Origin of the sequence: Desulfobotulus mexicanus, from assembly GCF_006175995.1 — a bacterium.
Classification (GTDB): Bacteria; Desulfobacterota; Desulfobacteria; order Desulfobacterales; family ASO4-4; genus Desulfobotulus; species Desulfobotulus mexicanus.
Genome location: NZ_VDMB01000001.1, coordinates 75,009 through 91,153, shown reverse-complemented (window position 1 = coordinate 91,153; position 16,145 = coordinate 75,009). Strand labels below are relative to the sequence as shown.

General features: G+C 52.7%; 16 protein-coding genes. 9 read left to right on the top strand and 7 right to left on the bottom strand.

Annotated elements, in window-relative coordinates:
* Nucleotide 1: 1 nt before the first annotated feature.
* Genes FIM25_RS00405 through purE form a run of 6 tightly spaced genes read right to left on the bottom strand, consistent with a single transcriptional unit; the run spans nucleotide 2 to nucleotide 4,916 of the window.
* Entirely contained in the window at nucleotides 2–691 is a 690-nt protein-coding gene (locus tag FIM25_RS00405; RefSeq protein ID WP_218961206.1) for a 2-oxoacid:ferredoxin oxidoreductase subunit gamma family protein, read from the bottom strand.
* Nucleotides 688–1,542, bottom strand: coding sequence for a thiamine pyrophosphate-dependent enzyme (locus tag FIM25_RS00400; protein WP_139445024.1), 855 nt, complete (start codon nucleotides 1,540–1,542; stop codon nucleotides 688–690). The genes FIM25_RS00405 and FIM25_RS00400 overlap by 4 nt, the downstream gene beginning before the upstream one ends.
* Nucleotides 1,539–2,681 (bottom strand): transketolase C-terminal domain-containing protein, encoded by a 1,143-nt coding sequence (locus FIM25_RS00395; protein WP_139445022.1) that lies wholly within the window; start codon nucleotides 2,679–2,681, stop codon nucleotides 1,539–1,541. The genes FIM25_RS00400 and FIM25_RS00395 overlap by 4 nt, the downstream gene beginning before the upstream one ends.
* Nucleotides 2,678–3,262, bottom strand: a complete 585-nt coding sequence (locus tag FIM25_RS00390) for a carbon monoxide dehydrogenase beta subunit family protein (protein WP_139445020.1) — start codon at nucleotides 3,260–3,262, stop codon at nucleotides 2,678–2,680. Before FIM25_RS00390 ends, FIM25_RS00395 begins: the two co-directional genes overlap by 4 nt.
* Complete coding sequence (locus tag FIM25_RS00385; protein ID WP_139445017.1) at nucleotides 3,259–4,404, bottom strand: 5-(carboxyamino)imidazole ribonucleotide synthase; 1,146 nt, start codon at nucleotides 4,402–4,404, stop codon at nucleotides 3,259–3,261. Before FIM25_RS00385 ends, FIM25_RS00390 begins: the two co-directional genes overlap by 4 nt.
* On the bottom strand, nucleotides 4,401–4,916 hold the full coding sequence (gene purE / locus FIM25_RS00380) for a 5-(carboxyamino)imidazole ribonucleotide mutase (protein WP_139445015.1): 516 nt from the start codon (nucleotides 4,914–4,916) through the stop codon (nucleotides 4,401–4,403). Before purE ends, FIM25_RS00385 begins: the two co-directional genes overlap by 4 nt.
* Before the next feature lie 212 nt (nucleotides 4,917–5,128).
* On the opposite strand from purE, the gene FIM25_RS00375 reads away from it, so the two are divergent.
* The 4 genes from FIM25_RS00375 to FIM25_RS00360 all read left to right on the top strand — a co-directional run bounded on the left by FIM25_RS00375 (nucleotide 5,129) and on the right by FIM25_RS00360 (nucleotide 9,228).
* The gene (locus FIM25_RS00375; RefSeq protein WP_139445013.1) at nucleotides 5,129–6,055 is read left to right on the top strand and encodes a LysR family transcriptional regulator; all 927 of its coding nucleotides are present in this window, start codon (nucleotides 5,129–5,131) and stop codon (nucleotides 6,053–6,055) included.
* Nucleotides 6,056–6,648: 593 nt separating this feature from the next.
* Nucleotides 6,649–7,146, top strand: coding sequence for a SulP family inorganic anion transporter (locus tag FIM25_RS00370; protein ID WP_139445011.1), 498 nt, complete (start codon nucleotides 6,649–6,651; stop codon nucleotides 7,144–7,146).
* Nucleotides 7,041–7,373, top strand: a complete 333-nt coding sequence (locus FIM25_RS00365) for an STAS domain-containing protein (protein ID WP_139445009.1) — start codon at nucleotides 7,041–7,043, stop codon at nucleotides 7,371–7,373. Before FIM25_RS00370 ends, FIM25_RS00365 begins: the two co-directional genes overlap by 106 nt.
* A 565-nt stretch (nucleotides 7,374–7,938) precedes the next feature.
* Complete coding sequence (locus FIM25_RS00360) at nucleotides 7,939–9,228, top strand: L-lactate MFS transporter (RefSeq protein WP_139445007.1); 1,290 nt, start codon at nucleotides 7,939–7,941, stop codon at nucleotides 9,226–9,228.
* Nucleotides 9,229–9,338: 110 nt separating this feature from the next.
* Here the strand turns inward: FIM25_RS00360 and FIM25_RS00355 are convergent, their stop codons facing one another.
* The gene (locus tag FIM25_RS00355) at nucleotides 9,339–10,157 is read right to left on the bottom strand and encodes a DUF4198 domain-containing protein (RefSeq protein ID WP_139445005.1); all 819 of its coding nucleotides are present in this window, start codon (nucleotides 10,155–10,157) and stop codon (nucleotides 9,339–9,341) included.
* A gap of 685 nt (nucleotides 10,158–10,842) precedes the next feature.
* Here FIM25_RS00355 and FIM25_RS00350 point away from each other — a divergent pair.
* The 5 genes from FIM25_RS00350 to FIM25_RS00330 all read left to right on the top strand — a co-directional run bounded on the left by FIM25_RS00350 (nucleotide 10,843) and on the right by FIM25_RS00330 (nucleotide 16,068).
* Nucleotides 10,843–12,072: a DUF4198 domain-containing protein gene (locus FIM25_RS00350; RefSeq protein ID WP_139445003.1), complete on the top strand. Its 1,230-nt coding sequence runs from the start codon at nucleotides 10,843–10,845 to the stop codon at nucleotides 12,070–12,072.
* Between the two features lie 70 nt (nucleotides 12,073–12,142).
* Nucleotides 12,143–13,162 carry a 4Fe-4S binding protein gene (locus FIM25_RS00345; RefSeq protein WP_139445002.1) on the top strand — a complete coding sequence of 340 codons (1,020 nt, stop codon included), beginning with the start codon at nucleotides 12,143–12,145 and terminating at the stop codon, nucleotides 13,160–13,162.
* Complete coding sequence (locus tag FIM25_RS00340) at nucleotides 13,159–14,535, top strand: 2-hydroxyacyl-CoA dehydratase family protein (RefSeq protein WP_139445000.1); 1,377 nt, start codon at nucleotides 13,159–13,161, stop codon at nucleotides 14,533–14,535. The genes FIM25_RS00345 and FIM25_RS00340 overlap by 4 nt, the downstream gene beginning before the upstream one ends.
* A gap of 88 nt (nucleotides 14,536–14,623) precedes the next feature.
* Entirely contained in the window at nucleotides 14,624–15,424 is an 801-nt protein-coding gene (locus FIM25_RS00335) for an acyl-CoA dehydratase activase (protein WP_139444998.1), read from the top strand.
* Complete coding sequence (locus FIM25_RS00330; protein ID WP_139444995.1) at nucleotides 15,421–16,068, top strand: urease accessory protein UreH domain-containing protein; 648 nt, start codon at nucleotides 15,421–15,423, stop codon at nucleotides 16,066–16,068. The genes FIM25_RS00335 and FIM25_RS00330 overlap by 4 nt, the downstream gene beginning before the upstream one ends.
* The last annotated feature ends 77 nt before the right edge of the window (nucleotides 16,069–16,145 follow it).

Genomic DNA, 16,145 nt, shown 5'->3' with positions numbered 1-16,145 from the left:
ATCACTCACCTCCCTTTGTTCCCGGCAGAGGGAACTCCGTCAAAGCGGCCCCGGCTGCATCAATCAGTTCCATATTTTTCTCTATCATCTGACTGACCTTAGCAAATTTACCCGTAACAGCATCATCCAGTGCAGCCGTTGTTCCCGAAGCAACAAACTTTCCGCCACCAAAACGCTCTATCATGGATTCCTTCAGGGCTTCCATGGAGGTGAGTTTCCGCATGGCGTAAAGGCCGCCGAGCATGGCAATGTTGGTTGAAAGCTCTGAACCTGCGACTTCCGTGGCAACCCTTGTACCCGGTACATAGTAGATTTTTGCATTCAGATCAGAAAGACGCTTCAGATCCTCATCACTGATGAGGGGTTCATCGGAGTTTATGAGAATGGAGCCTCCTTCCTGCAGTCCGTCAAAAAAGGGCATGGTGTAGCACTTGCCCATGGTGATGACGTGGGGATGAAAGATCATAATTATGTTGGGATACAGCACTTCCCCCTTTTCATAAACCTTCTCTGAAGAAATACGAACATAGCTTTCCGCAGGCGCAAGGCGCTTTTCCGCACCGAAAAAGGGATTGACTGTACTTTCAAGGCCGTCCTTGTTGGCAGCACTTCCAAGAATATGGGCGGCTGTTACTGCACCCTGCCCTCCAAGGCCGGACATCCGGATAAAGACTCTTTCCATTGCATTCATTTTTTCACCTCAATACTCTCCAGAAACGCCTTGGCTTCCTGTGAAATATACTCTTTGCTCTGATAAAGCCCATCCTTCTCCCGCTGCTTGATCAGGGATACGGTCTCTTTGGGGTTGAACTTGTAGTTTGTGGGACAGGGACTGTAGAGCTGCACATAGGTGGGACCAATCTCCCTTGCCACCAGAATGGCCCGCCTCACAACCTTTGCCAGCTGCTTGGGTTTGGCCGGTGAAGCCGCAGCCACATAGGCGCAGCCACAGGTCTGGGCAATCTCCGGCAAAGAAAGCTTGGGAAACTTTTTCCCCGTAGGTGCCATGTTCAGAACCGCACCCTGCATGGACATGCCGCTTTCCTGACCACCGGTATTGGCATAGGCCTCATTGTCCAGCATGATGGTGGTGATTTTTTCACGGCGCAGCCAGGACTGCATTACCATATCAAGGCCGATGTCGGCGGTGGCACCGTCTCCGGCAATGACCACCACATCCTTTTCCTTATCCGGGAAGCGCAGTTTCAATGCCCGTTTCAGTCCGGAGGCAACGGCATTCTGATTGCCGAACAGGGAGTGGATATTGTGCAGTGCCACCTGGGGGAAAGCCAGCGCACTGCAACCGGTGGAACCGACAATCACCGTATCTTCCGGCATGGGAAGGGATGCCAGTGTGAGACGCAGGGAAAGGGCCAGACCACAGCCGGCACAAAGGGGGTGTTCTTCCAGAAGCTCCTTGTAAGATCCAAGGTCACCGATGCCGTAGTTTTTGCCGTAGGGACCATTATCCACCAGCTCCCGGTATTCCGGCGGCATGATATCCTCAAATCCGGGAGATATTTTCAGCATTCCGGTTTTCATTGATGGATCCTCCTGATTTCTGCAAGAATAAGCTCCGGTGGCATGGTCATACCGCCAAAAACCCTGGGCCCCCGGACAACCTTGCGGGGTTCATCAATCACATTGCATATTTCCTTGGCAAGCCAGCCCACGCGGTTGAATTCCGGTACAATGATGCCCTTTGCCCGGGATGCCAGGGCACAGATCTCTTCCCGGGGGAAGGGACGGATGCTTTTAATCTTGATGAGGCCCACATTAATTCCCTCTTCCCGGGCAATGGCAATGGCCTCACGGCTCTGACTCACAGCCGTACCCGAGGTTGCAATAAAGATATCCGCATCCTCGTGTTCCACATCAATCAGGCCGCCAAGGTAGTGATTAAGATATTTGCGGGAACGTTCTGCGGCCGCATCAATCTCCTGCTGCCAGGAAGCATGGGCAGCATAGCTGATGAAGTTACTCTTCATAACAAAGGGATCACGCATCTGCCGTACCGGTACATTTTCCATATCCATAACCGGAACCGGAGCACTATAGGGATCATAGGAGGGGAGCTTGCAGTCTTCGGGGAGCATATTCACCTTGTCCCGGGTATGGGTCACGAAAAACCCGTCTGCAAAGACTCCCACAGGAATATGCACGTCCGTTTTTTCTGCCACCATGAAGGCCATGAGGAGCATGTCATGCAGATCCTGGGAATTTTCCGCATGCAGCATCAGGATGCCCGTTTCCAGCAGATAGGCCATCTCAATGGTGTCCGGCTGGATGGTCAGGGGGGAGTTCACTCCGCGGGTCATGAAGGCACAGACAATGGGAAGACGGGCACCGGCCCAGGTGGGGAACACCTCAAAGGCCCGCATGGTTCCGGGACCGCCCGTGGCCGTAAAAACACGCACCCCGGCCATGGATGCACCCGCAACCGAAGACATGACGGCAAATTCATTTTCACCCCGGAAATATTCCTTCACATACCCCTGGGCATAAATATCTCCAACCAGATGCATGCTTTCGGACTGGGGTGTAATGGGATAGGCAATGGCCATATCAACGTTGGCACGTTTTATGGCCTCCCTGACAGCCTCGCTGCCGGTGATGTACTCACTGGTGCGGGGGGCTTCAAACAATAGATAATCCGGATCAACAATCTTCTGATCTATCATTGGTTCTTGCCACCTTTCAGTTCAATTACAAGTTCCCGCAATCGCTGCAGTTCGCAAAGACCGGCATCCCGCAGGGAAATCATGGCTTCCTCATGACCCGCCTCGGCGCATACGGCAATGGTGTAGCAGTCGGTTCCGCCGCGGATGATCTTCAGGGCAAGATTGGCATAGTGACAATGAACACCGATAAAAAGGCAGACATCAATCTTGTTGTGCCAGATGGTAAGATTCGGGTGGTTGGGGTTGACCTCAATGGCCGGGTTGATCATCGGATACTTGGGCCGGTAGTCCGGCATGGGAATCATCTTTGCCCCAACGGCTTCTGCAAGCTCTTTGAGGGCTGTGGCCTTTTCCGCCACGCCGGGTTTCCAGTCCCAGAGGATCAGCGGACCGGGGAAGAAAACCGGATTTCTGGCTTCAATCAGTTTCCGGGCAGCCGCCCGCAGGGCGATATCCCTGTCCACCGACTCCCCTTCCATGATCGCCTGACCGGGATCGGGAAGCATCACCCCCATTGTAGCGGCCGCAGGGGGCAGATAGCCCTCCGGACCGGGAAGCACTTTGTAGCTTGACTCTCTCATGCACATCCTCCTTGTTTCTGATTCTGATAATGGCCAGCTTCGGCCACGGCAGACACCGCTTCAGATGAGAACAGTCCTGACAGATCCGATAGGATCTGATTCAACTGCTTCATGCTGTCGGCGCATACCGTTACGTGGCCGAGCTTGCGACCTGGTTTACAGGCCTTGCCGTAAAGGTGCAGACAGGTGTTGGGAGTTCCAAGTATCCGGGCCATATCCGGCACGGTACCGATGAGGTTGATGGTGGCGGCAACCCCCCGAAGAGCAGTTGAACCCAGCGGCAGTCCCATGATGGCCCGCAGATGATTTTCAAACTGACTTGTTGCCGCTCCCTCGATGGTCCAGTGGCCTGAATTATGGACCCTTGGTGCATATTCATTGGCAAGCAGGTGGTCACCTGCCTGAAAAAGTTCCAAAGCCAGCACCCCGACATAATCGAGCCTGTCAAGGAGCCTTTGGGCATAACGCTCGGCCTGCGCCTGCATGGAATCATGGGGCTGACTTACGGCAAGGCGCAGTATGCCATGGTGATGGGTGTTTTCGGAAAGGGCATAAAAGGCCGTTTCCCCGGATGCGGCACGTACGGCAATGACGGATATTTCCCGGTCAAAATCCACAAGACTTTCCAGAATTGCGGGCTGCCCACCCAGAAGCTGCCAGGCCGGAGCCATTTCATCCATCTGCCGTATAAGGGTCTGACCCCTGCCGTCATATCCCTGCCGTCTCGCCTTGAGAACGGCGGGCAGACCTATGAGTGCCGCTGCCCTGTGAAGATCTTCCAGAGAATCCACTGGAAAAAAGGCCGCACAGGGTATGTCCAGCTCCGTGAAAAGTTCCTTTTCATGGACACGATCCTGGGCCAGCCTTAATGCTTCCGGCCCGGGACGGACAGGTAAATGGTCCGCAAGAAAATCCAGTGTCCGGACAGGAACATTTTCAAATTCAAAACCAATAACATCAGAGCTGGCCGCCAGATCCATGAGAGCTTCTGCATCGCTGTAATCATAACAGCATGAGCGTCCCAGTGGCGCAGCGCAGGCCTCCCGGTCCGGGGAAAAAATGGTAAATTCACAGCCAAGGGGAATACCGGCCAGAGCCAGCATTCGGGCCAGCTGCCCGCCTCCCAGCATCCCGATTTTCATGGTGTCTGCCTTCGCGGATCCGGCTGCGCCAGAACGCTTTCCGTCTGGCTGCGCCTATAGGCAGCCACGGCCTGACGAATCTGAGGGTAGCGGATGCCCAGTATACTTGCGGCCAGCAATGCGGCGTTAATGGCTCCAGCCCGGCCAATGGCAAGGGTGCCAACGGGAATACCGGCTGGCATCTGTACAATGGAAAGAAGGGAGTCCATGCCATTGAGTGCCCTGGACTGCACGGGAACCCCCAGAACAGGCAGGACGCACTTTGCCGCAACCATACCCGGAAGATGGGCCGCGCCACCGGCTCCGGCAATCACAAGCTCAAGACCCCTCTCCTCTGCGGATTCGGCATACTGAAACAGCTTATCCGGTGTTCTGTGGGCCGATACCACTTCCACCTCGTGGGAAACGCCCAGCTCATCCAGCATATCCGCCGCATGACGCATGGTTTCCCAGTCCGAGCGGGATCCCATGATGATTCCAACCAAAGGACATTCAGTTTCGGCTGTTTTCATGGCGTTCGCATATCCTTTCCAAAAGGGATCTTTCCTTGGTTCATAACATAAAACCATGATGACAGCTGCCCGGTGCAATTCTTAAAACAGCTCTGCCGCAGCCAGTCTTAACTTAAGAAAGACGGCATACACCTTGCCATAACCAAAGAAAAGTCGTATTATTTTGATTTATTGTTCGAAAAAAACTGATGATTGTTGAACAGGAACCGGGGATGATAAATTACAAACAGCTGTATTATTTTTGGAATGTTGCAAAATCTGGTGGTGTGACACATGCTGCAAAGCAACTGAATATAACGCCACAGACCATCAGCCACCAGGTAAGCGAGCTGGAAACATCTCTGGGGACAAGACTCTTCAGGCGGGTAGGTAAGCGCATGGAACTGACCCAGGCAGGGGAAGTGACTCTCTCCCGTGCGGATGAAATCTTTCAGATAGGCAATGAGATAGAACTGCTCGTGAGGGACCGGGCCATCAGCGGTGGTTTTGTTTTCCGGGCAGGCGTCGTGGATACGGTTCCAAAATCCATCGCCTATCAACTGCTCAGTGCCACCCTGAACCTCCCGGAACCAATCCGGCTGGTCTGCCACAGTGATAAGCCCGAACGGCTTTTTGGAGAGCTGGCCATTCACCGTCTGGATCTGGTGATTGCCGACCAGCCCCTGCCAAGGGAACTGGGAGTCAAGGCCTACAGCCATGAACTGGGACAGTCCGGAGTGACCTTCTGTGCCAGCCCCTCCCTGATCAGCTCACTGAAGGGCAGTTTCCCCGACTCCCTTCATAATGCTCCTATGCTTCTGCCCTCCCAGGGCACATCTCTGAGGTCGGCAGTAAGCCAGTGGCTTTCAAAAAATCAGCTCCGGCCGCAGATTGTGGCCGAATTTGCCGATACTGCACTTCTGAAAGCCTTTGGCCACACGGGGCTGGGAATCTTTCCCGTGCCTTCGGTCACAGCCGATGAGGTTGTCAGGCAGTATAACGTTAGGATCATTGGTAAATCTGAGGGGGAAAGTATCAGGTTTTTTGCCATTTCCCTTGAACGACGGCTGAAGCACCCAGCCGTTCTGGCAGTCAGAAAAATTGCCAGCGGCCTCTTCTCCACGGATGTTTCCAGCATGACACCGGAACCTTTCCTTTAAACCTCACCCCTTCATAAAATAAAAAACAGCCCGGACAGTACACAATAAAAGCATTCTGGCAGTGAGACTTCAGATCCTTCGAAACTCCTTATTCCTAAAAAAAATGGACAAGCAAAAATTACCATGCTATCAGACCTTCTCTGTTTGATCCGGAAGGGGTCGCATGAATTCTTTATTCTCAAAAATATAAGGTATTTCATAGACAGATATTACATGGGCATCTTCCCTTCAGAGGAAGTATGCCCGTATGTGTTTATTTTTAACTCTTTTAAGAAGGAGATCATTACAGCAATGCAAAAAACATCTTTTACGCAGGGCTGGCCCATCCGAAGGCCCTGTCCTTTCCACACAGGTTTTTATATTTCCGGAATTCCGCCCTGTAAAACGACAGGGAAGTATCCGGCAATACAATATCACGCCTGAGCCAAAACCGCCTTTTTTGCCCCCTTCGTCAGGCCCGAATTTCCACCCTTATTCATTAAACTGGAAAAAAGGTAAAATTCCCGCCTCCCCTGAACGGAACAAAAAATCCTGGTTTTCATCCGGGCACCCTGTACTCATACACCAATGATGAAGGATTCGGAGAGAATACCATGACTAAAGTCTTTTCCATCAACACCCTCCGGGGAGATCTTTTCGGCGGACTAACCGCCGGTATTGTCGCCCTCCCCCTGGCCCTGGCCTTTGGAGTCGCTTCCGGCGCAGGAGCAGCCGCAGGCCTTTACGGAGCCATAATGCTGGGCATGATGGCCGCCATTTTTGGTGGAACCCGTACCCAGATATCCGGTCCCACCGGACCCATGACCGTTGTTTTTGCTTCCGTTATTGTTTCCGTAGGCGGTGATCTTTCCATGGCCATGGCTGCTGTACTCATTGCAGGACTCATCCAGATCATCATGGGCTGCCTGATGGCCATGATCATCCATCGCATGATCCGGCAGACAACCTCTGCATTCATCCCCCGGATGACAACCGCTCCGATGCCATGGAAGGCAACATACGTATCCTGGAAATCGACGGACCCTTTTTCTTCGGCTCCACGAGCAAGCTTGTGGATGAGGTGGACGAGGTGCTGGGTACAAAGGTGGTGATTTTTGACTGCCGCAGAATTCCCTTCATTGACTTAAGTGCCACCTTTGCCCTAGAAGAAACCATTCTTAGGCTTAAAGGATCAAAGATTCAATCCTTTGTAGTTCTGACTGAAGCACTTCGAGATGAGCTTGTGCACCTCCATGACCGGGACCTGCCAGAAGAAATTCTGTTTATGGATTTTAACAAGTCATTGGAAGAGGCAAGAAAACTGGATCCGCGCAAATAAGCATTTTACATTTTTTTCCGATTCCCATTTAAATAAACCGGAAAGCACAGCCTGCCCCGTGGCCCTGCCCTCTGAACCCTGCCAATATTCAGCCCCGGCAGCCTTTAAAGTCATATCATTTTTTTCTCTTCCCTCCAGGCATTCAGAAATCACAGCTTGCCTAGCCCCTTTGAAGCATACTTTGCACACCATACAAACCTGAGATCAGCCATATTCTATGACGGAGATTCATTCCGCCAGGCTCTGAAGATGAACCTGAAAGGCTGTGAATTTTATCCGCCAGTACACCAATCTGCGGCAGCCACTCCTGTTTTATTTGGAAAAAAAGGGCCAGCCTGTTTTTATGCCTGAAAAAACAATCAAAAAAAATACTTTGTTTACAACAAAATCATGGTATACCCATCAGAATAAGGGTTCAGGATGCCCAGTCTGTATTTGACAGCAAGAATCGAAAACATTAAAGATATGCGTAACATGAAAACATCCCCGTTGATACCGATGTCGGTAATTCATCCGGCCGGTATCATACCCGGGGCGCAAAGCATTATATTAAGGAGGACGTACAATGACTGAAGGTAAGGTCATGAACCGGTGGCTGGTGGTTATGGGTGCCATCATGGTTCAGATGTGCCTGGGCGCAATCTACGCCTGGTCCGTATTCACGGGAGCGTTGCAGGATGCCGGTTGGACAGCGGCCCAGACCCAGGTGGTCTTTTCCGTGGCACTGGTTTCCTATGCCCTGTCCATGGTGGGTGCAGGCTTCAAACTAAATACGGTAGGCCCCAGGAATATGGCCATACTGGGTGGCCTGATTCTTGGCATCGGCTATGTAATTGCCGGACTTTTCGGCGGCACCAGTTTCTGGATGCTGCTGATCTTCATCGGCATTGTGGGCGGCACCGGTATTGGTGTGGGCTATGTGGTACCCATTGCCGTGGGCATGCGCTGGTTTCCCGATAAAAAGGGGCTTATCACCGGACTTGCCGTAGCTGGCTTTGGCCTCGGTGCCATGCTCTGGGTAAAACTGGCAGGAAGCATGGGCAATCTCATTGCTAATTTCGGCCTGGGCACCACCTTTGTCATTCTGGGTATCACCTTTGCCGTCTTTGTAACCATAGGCGGGATGTTCATGGTCTTCCCCCCCGAAGGCTGGCTGCCCGCAGGATACACACCTGAGACCAGCACTACCGGAGGAACCAGCAGTGTAGCTGCAGAATTCGGTGCCGGTGAAATGGTAAAAACCCCGCAATTCTGGATGATCTTTTTCACCTTTGCCTTCCTTGCCAGTGCTGGTCTCATGAGCATCGGCCTTATGCAGCTTTACCCCATGGAAGCTCTGATGGCCAATGGCATGGACAGGGCTTCGGCCATGGCCGTTGCCGGAACCGCCATGGCGGTTTTCTTCTCCATTGCCAATGCCGCAGGCCGAGTAGTATGGGGGATTATATCAGATGTTCTGGGCCGGAAAAACTCCATGGTCATCCTTGCCTTCTCCCAGGGTGCCGTAGTCATGGCCTTTACCTCCATGGCCGGAACCCCGGCCCTCCTCTACCTCGGTGCCACCCTCATCGGCTTTAACTTCGGCGGTGGTCTTGCCCTCTTTCCAACACTGACGGCAGACACCTTCGGTTCCCAGAGTGTGGGCAGAAACTACCCCCTTATCTTCCTTGCCTATGGAGCAGGCGCTCTGCTGGGCCCCAATCTGGGTGGTATTCTGGGTGGCATGGGCAAATTTGGTATGGCCTTCACCATCTGCGGCATCCTCTGTATCATGGGTGGTGTTCTTACCATGATGCTGCGCGCCCCTGAAAAAAAAACGGATGAAGCCATGGATGCCGAAATGGAAGCCGCATAAAAAGGGATTCTCCATATAAAAAAATATGAATAAGACCTAAAATAAAACTGCCAGTCCCCCTGAGGAGACTGGCAGTTTTATTTTATAGAGAAAAGAGGAGGCCTTTTCCTTTAATTACCTCTGATATAGGGCAAAGCAAAGGTCATGGTGGCAGTGTAACTGATACTCTCACATTTCAATGCCTTTTCCCCTGTTGCGGGAAAACTCCGGCTGGCCTTCACTATCCATGGACCGTAAAATTCTTCAAGAACAAGACTTCCCATGCCAGACTTATCGGTCCGGGTCTTCACTTCCTTCGCATTGGCAGCAAAAAGGCTGCTGGCTGCCAGTTCATAATCCGCAGCAGGCTTCCCATCCACCAGCACCCTGACCTCAAGGCTGTCCCCCGGCTGCAGCCGGTTGGGATTAACCATGGGCACAATCTCCACCTTATGTCCTATGGGTGTTGCAAAGGGATTGCTGTCCGGCCCGTCCAGGGGAAGGGTTCGCTGGGGCAGCACAGAAACCAGAGCCTTGGCATATTTTTCATAATAGATCTGGTGAAAATCCTTTTTCCCTTCCACAGGCCCATAATAAGCTGGCTTTGTATGGGCCGCAAAAACCCTGGCACCGGGGGTATGCATATCCACACGCAATGCCCGGAAGCCCTCCGTTCCCACTTCCATGGGAATACGACTGCCATCGGGCTCTATGCGCTCCAGTCCTCCCCATACCCTGTCAGAAATAAAATCCGCCATGGGATAACTGTGACCCCATCCGAAATAAACCACTGTCTTGGCCCTTGCCGTTGGCGCATACTTGGCATGCTGCCAGAGGGCAGGAGTATATTCCGTCATATTCACCCACAGATCATGGGCAGAAACCTGGGATACCAGTAAACCCAACCCCAAAATTGCACCGGTGATAATCTTTCCTGCTTTTTTCTTCATCACTTTCTCCCTTTTTTAGTTTAAACGAAAAATCTAAAGCAATGCCTACATTTCCGTTTTTTAAAAGTCAATTTGTTTTTAAATTGTAAAAACAAACTTTACAAAGACAAACTTTTTTGACCCATACATCTTAAGCTGCGGGAACCTGAATCAAAAAAACAAGGTAACCTTTCAGCACATTTTTCTAAAAACCATAAGCGTCAGGCAGATGCAAAGACACCCAGGCCATTTGTCCGTGACGCAATCCGAAACGATTGCAAGGTCACTTGCAAACAGCGAAGGTGACTTGCAACGGCTTAAAGCTGTTAAAGTTACAAGGTTGAAATCTCGGAATAAAATGAGCTGAACAATAGCAAAATACCAAAAACAAGCTCTGTGCCCTCAATGGGCACCCGTAGAGGGTTCCCCTTTCCCATATCTTCCGGCTCTCCCTTCAATGATTTTGTAAAGCGCATCTTTACATTGCTAAAGATTCTTTACAGGCATAAACTGGTTTAGTCTTGGCAAATTTTATTCTTGACTTCACAGGAAAGCCCGACTATCTCTTCCCGAAATAACGCAGGGATTTTCAGCTCCCACTTTTCCAGGGCTGAATACGGACTAAAAAAATACAAAAAAAAATCCCTGACTGTTCAGAACATCACCCAGAAAACTATACATAATTTTTAAAAGGTTTTTTTTACCCATGAAGAAGCGTTCCTCGGCCATATGCATTCTGCCCATACCCGAACCCCGCAGAGGGACATGTTTTTTTCCACTGCTCCTTACTCTTCTTTTTTTCCTTCCCATGACAAGCCCTGCAGACCCGGGCTTTCTTTTCCTTGAACCCGGCCCTGAAATGCGACGTTCCGGTGGCGGCAATGCCCATGGAGGTGGTCATGGTTCAGGTGCTGGCACACAGAGAAAAAAAGAGGGGCAGGATACATCAGAAAATGAAACACACTCCGGCAGCAAAAAAACAGGAATGAAGGAAAAGGGAGAAAAAAGCCCCATGGAATCCCAGGGAAAGGGGCATCCCGGATCAAGGGCTTCTGAACCGGAAAAAGGAGAAAAAAAAGAACGGGAAAAAAGAGCTGCCATGTCCCACCCCGCCCACTATACCCTGCTTCTGGGCTGGCCGCCTGCCATTAAAGCCGAAGCCTCAAAGGAGCTTCTCAGGGCAGAGACTGCCATCCTGAGACCGGACCTTTCCAGAGAGATTCTTGCACCAGAAAAAGAAGGTCCTGCCATCCGCATCCGGGATGCGGCCCTGATTCAGGGAACCTACCACATCAGCGCAGCACTGGAAAAAACCGACGATGTGGGCAGGATATTCAGGCTTTTCACCACGGCTTCCATGCGCAACACAGGAGAAAAGACAGACCCCCCCGAAAAAAATCCGGAAGCTGCCCTTGACGTCCATCTGCCATGGTTTTCCATGGAAGACCTGAGTCCGGATCCGGGCAAAAACTTTGCAAGAGTCCACAGAAAATACACGGGCGACACCCTGCCCCTGAGAATCCGGCTGGGGGGCATCCCCGTACCGGACCTTCCCGTTACCCTCACCACGGCAGAGGGCTGGCAACAGACCCTGAACACCGATGAGGCCGGTCTGGTCACTTTCGTCCTGATCAAAGAAAGGTTCCATGGCAAAGGTGTAAACAAAGCACCCATCACCTTTTATGCAAGGACAGAACTGAACAGTGATTACGAAGGGCACCGGCAGCTAATAAAAAAGGCCCGGGCTAAAACAGGTGAAGAACACCCTGCTGGAAAATCAGAAATTCTCCGCACATCCCTTGCCCTGCCCGTTCATCCCACCCCCCTGGACTGGGAAAGCCGTGCCGCAGGATTTTATACCCTCATTCTCACGGGCCTTGCCATCGGACTGGGTACGGCCATCCGGAGAAGAAAAAGGAGGGGAAGATGGTTCTGATACTACCACCCTCAAGCACTAATATCCGCAAGGAAACACCCGTTTTTTCGACAGTCCGGAGGAAAAAACCATGCGCATAGACCGTATCCGACTCTTTGTTCAAACCCTGTGCTTTGTTTTTCTCATATATGGCGGCCTTAGCGTATTTTCCATTGGCAGTGCCATTCCCACCATGGCCTGTATTTATGCGGAAAACCGGGGAGGCTCCTGTTTTCTTTATCCATTCCAGCGTTTTCTTTCCATGCCCTGGGCCAGCCTCTTCGGCAGCGCTGCCATCCCCTTCCTTGTCTATCTGGGCACCTTTTTCATCTGGGCCTTAGTTTTTGGCAAAACCTTCTGCGGCTGGATATGCCCCTTGGGTTTTCTTCAGGATATGATCACAAAAATCCGGGAATGGGTGGGCATTGACGGCTCCCGCTTTGCATGGAAAACCCGGGACCGCTTCCAGTGGGTTAAATACGCCCTTCTAGTGCTGCTCATTCTTTTACCCATGGGCATAGGAAACAGCCTCATGGGACTGCCCCGGTTCACAGCGGATCTGGCAGTCCCCTTCTGCCAGATCTGTCCGGGTAAACCCATCATTCCCCTTTTTGCAGGCGACACCAGCCATTTGATCATTGATTTTTCCAGTGCCACCAAGCTCATTCTCTCTAGCCTTTCCATGCTCATTGCAGGACTTTTCCTTGTGGGAGGCTTTGTCAAACGCCGCTACATCTGCGCCTTCTGCCCCATGGCTGCCCTGCTTTCCCTCTTTGACCGCATCGGTCTTGTGGGACTTAAAAAAAAGGGGGAAGCCTGCACCTGCTGCGGCAACTGTTTCAGGGCCTGTCCCATGGAAATCCGGGAGATCGCAGAGCTGCGGGACAAAAAACACATTGTCACCCAGGACTGCATGCTCTGCATGCGCTGCATTGAAGTATGCCCGGAAAACAAGGCCCTGACGGCCACCATCATAGGACTGCCCGTTTTTTCCGCATCCGCCGAAGGCTTCCTTAAACGTCAGGCAAAAACAGCTTACGCAGCCAAGGCCCATGATGATGCCAAGGTTCTGCAAGATTCCGTCACAGACCCAGAAAGTGCTTCCAGATGAAATCTGCCCTTATCCAGAAACTATCGGCCATTTCCGGAAAAATAAAAGCTGCCGGAACCCCTGAGGTCCCAACAGACCCGAAGGAATCTTCAAAAATCTCTCCCGAAGACCGTGTGGCCAGACGCCTGTCCCTGCACATGGGCATGGCCGTGCGGGAAATCTTTGACAACATTGCCCTGGAAAAAAACCGGCCCGCATCCATGGCCCCCTTTGACACGCTTTTTAAAAACTTTGCCGATGCACCGGAAAAAATTCTGCCCCCAACACGCAGAAAAAAAATCGGCATCTACTGCATGGCCGTACCTGAAGAACTGATCTATGCCGCAGGTGCCCTTCCCGTAAGGCTCTGTGCAGGCAGCGGCGATGCCGCAGAAGCCGGAGAAGCTCTTTTTCCCGATGTCTCCTGTCCCATGGTCAAAGCAGCCACGGGCTTCACCCGCACCGGTGTTCTGCCCATGTACAGGGAATGCGATCTCATCATCATTCCCACCACCTGCGACTGGAAGGTCAAGCTGGGGGAGCTGATCTCCCGTCATGTTCCGGTCATGATGCTCTCTGTCCCAAAATTCAAGGCTGCGGAAAGCTCCCGCAGGTTCTGGTACGCAGAAATCCGCAGACTTATGCATGCACTGGAAAAGATTACCGGAAAGCGCATCACCAGAAAAAAACTGAGGGCTGCCATGGATATGATGCACAAGGCCCAGCAGGAATTCAGAAGGCTGCAGACCCTGCGCATGGATGACCTTTCCCTTATCCGGGGCAGGGATGCGGCTGCCGTAGCCAATGCCTGGTTTTATATGGATGCGGCGGACTGGACCCTTGCTGCAAAAAATCTCAATGAAGAGCTTCTGGAAAGAAAGAAAAAAGGCCTTGGCACAGCTCCGAAGGCGGCCCCCCGCATTCTGCTCACCGGCTCCCCTGTGATTTTTCCCAACTGGAAAATACCGGATCTCATTGAAAATGCTGGTGGCACCCTCACCTGTGACGAATTGTGCAGCTCCGGCAGGCTGCTCTGGGACATGGCCTGCATAGACGAACCCCTTTTTGACGATATGCTGGATGCTCTGGCGGACCGCTGCCTCCTGCCCTGCACCTGCCCCGTGTTCACGGACAGGGAAGACCGAAAAACCAGACTTTTCAGAATGATAAAGGATTACAAGGTGGAAGGCGTGGTGCACCATGTACTGAAGGGGTGTCATCCCTATGACATGGAGCTGCGCCCCCTGGAAGCGGAGCTTGCTGCGGCAGGGGTTTCACAGCTCAAAATAGAAACGGACTACAGTCCCGAAGATACGGAACCCCTGCGCACCCGTGTGGAAGCCTTTGTGGAAACCCTTAAAGGCAGACGGATGCGCATGGGAAAAAGCGCATAGACAAATTTTTTGCCCCCGCCTTCCCTGAAAAAGATCATTTTAGCTTTCAGGTCAGAAGCTGGGGCGTCCCTATGGGAAAGGAGGATATATGGATCTTTACCTTGGCATAGACATCGGCTCCACCACCACAAAAATAGCCCTCATGGATACCGAAGGCCTTATGGGAAGCAGGGTGCAGCCCACGGGCGTACACTGCGGAGACACCGTGGAAACAGCCCTGAAGGATCTTCTCCGTGAAACCGGCCTCCAGCGGGAAGACATCCGCAAAACCGTGGCAACGGGCTATGGCCGCCGCCTGATTCCCTTTGCCGATGAGGTGATCAGTGAAATCACGGCCAATGTCCGGGGAACCTCCTGGAGCTGCACGGATCTTGAAACACCCGTGCGCACCATCCTCAACATCGGCGGTCAGGACAGCAAGGTCATTAGCGTAGACAGCTTCGGCGTTACGGAAAACTTTGCCATGAATGACAAGTGCGCCGCAGGAACCGGCCGTTTTCTGGAAACCGTGGCAAGGATTCTGGAAATCAATATGACAGACTTAGGCCCCCTTTCCATGGAAGCGGAGATTCCTCTTAAAATCAATGCCACCTGTGCCGTGTTTGCTGAATCGGAAATAATCTCCCTCATTGCCCGTAAAAAAGCCCCATCGGAAATCGCAGCAGGGGCCCATTATGCCATAGCAAGGCGACTTTCCCGCATGGCACGGCGGGTGGGCGTAACGGAACCCGTGGCCTTTGACGGCGGACCTGCCCTGAATAAAGGCCTTGTAAAGGCCATAGAAGATGAACTGGCCCTGGATATCCATGTCCCGGCCTGGCCGCAGATAACAACGGCCATCGGTGCTGCCCTGCTGGCAAGGGATGCCCACATGGTGGCCGCCGCATGAGTGGTCTGCCTGCGCTTCCCCTGGAATTTCCAGCCCTCTTTCTCGCGGGGCTGGCCTTTGGCCTTGGCATCTGCAGCACCTCCTGTCTTCCACTGATGGGAACCTGCATTCTGGGTAACAGCCGGAAACCTTCGGACGGCATACTGGCCCTGCTAAGCTTTATTTCCGGCAGGCTGTTCACCGCAGGACTTCTCGGTGCCATCTTCGGCGGGCTGGGGCAGGCAGCCATGGCCCGGTTAGAAACACCGTCCATGACTCTGGCTTCCGGCCTTTTCACCCTGCTGGCAGGACTTTTTCTCCTGTTCCGGCCAAGGTGCAGCGGATGTGCAAGCAGAAAAAGGGCCGCTGCCCCTCCCCTGCTGCTGGGCCTGGCAAGCCCTCTGGTGCCCTGCCTGCCCTATGCGGCCATGATGGCGGCAGCGGCAGCCTCGGGTTCCGCCATGAAGGGTGCGGGTCTTGCCATGGTTTTCACCCTTGGCACCAGCCTTTCTCCCCTGATTCTGGCCTGCATGGCCATGGGCTGGGTAGGGGCGGGCATGGCCGGGAAGCTCCCCCGGCAGATTGAAGGCTTTTCCAGGGCTGCAGGTCTGGTGGTGGCCATTTTCGGTATCAAAACCCTGATACTGGGCCTGGCGATGGCCTGAGTGCAGGAGTAGTGATCCTTGCGGCCATGGAAGTTCATACCCTGCATTGAACAGTCATTGCCGCTGTTTTAGTCAAG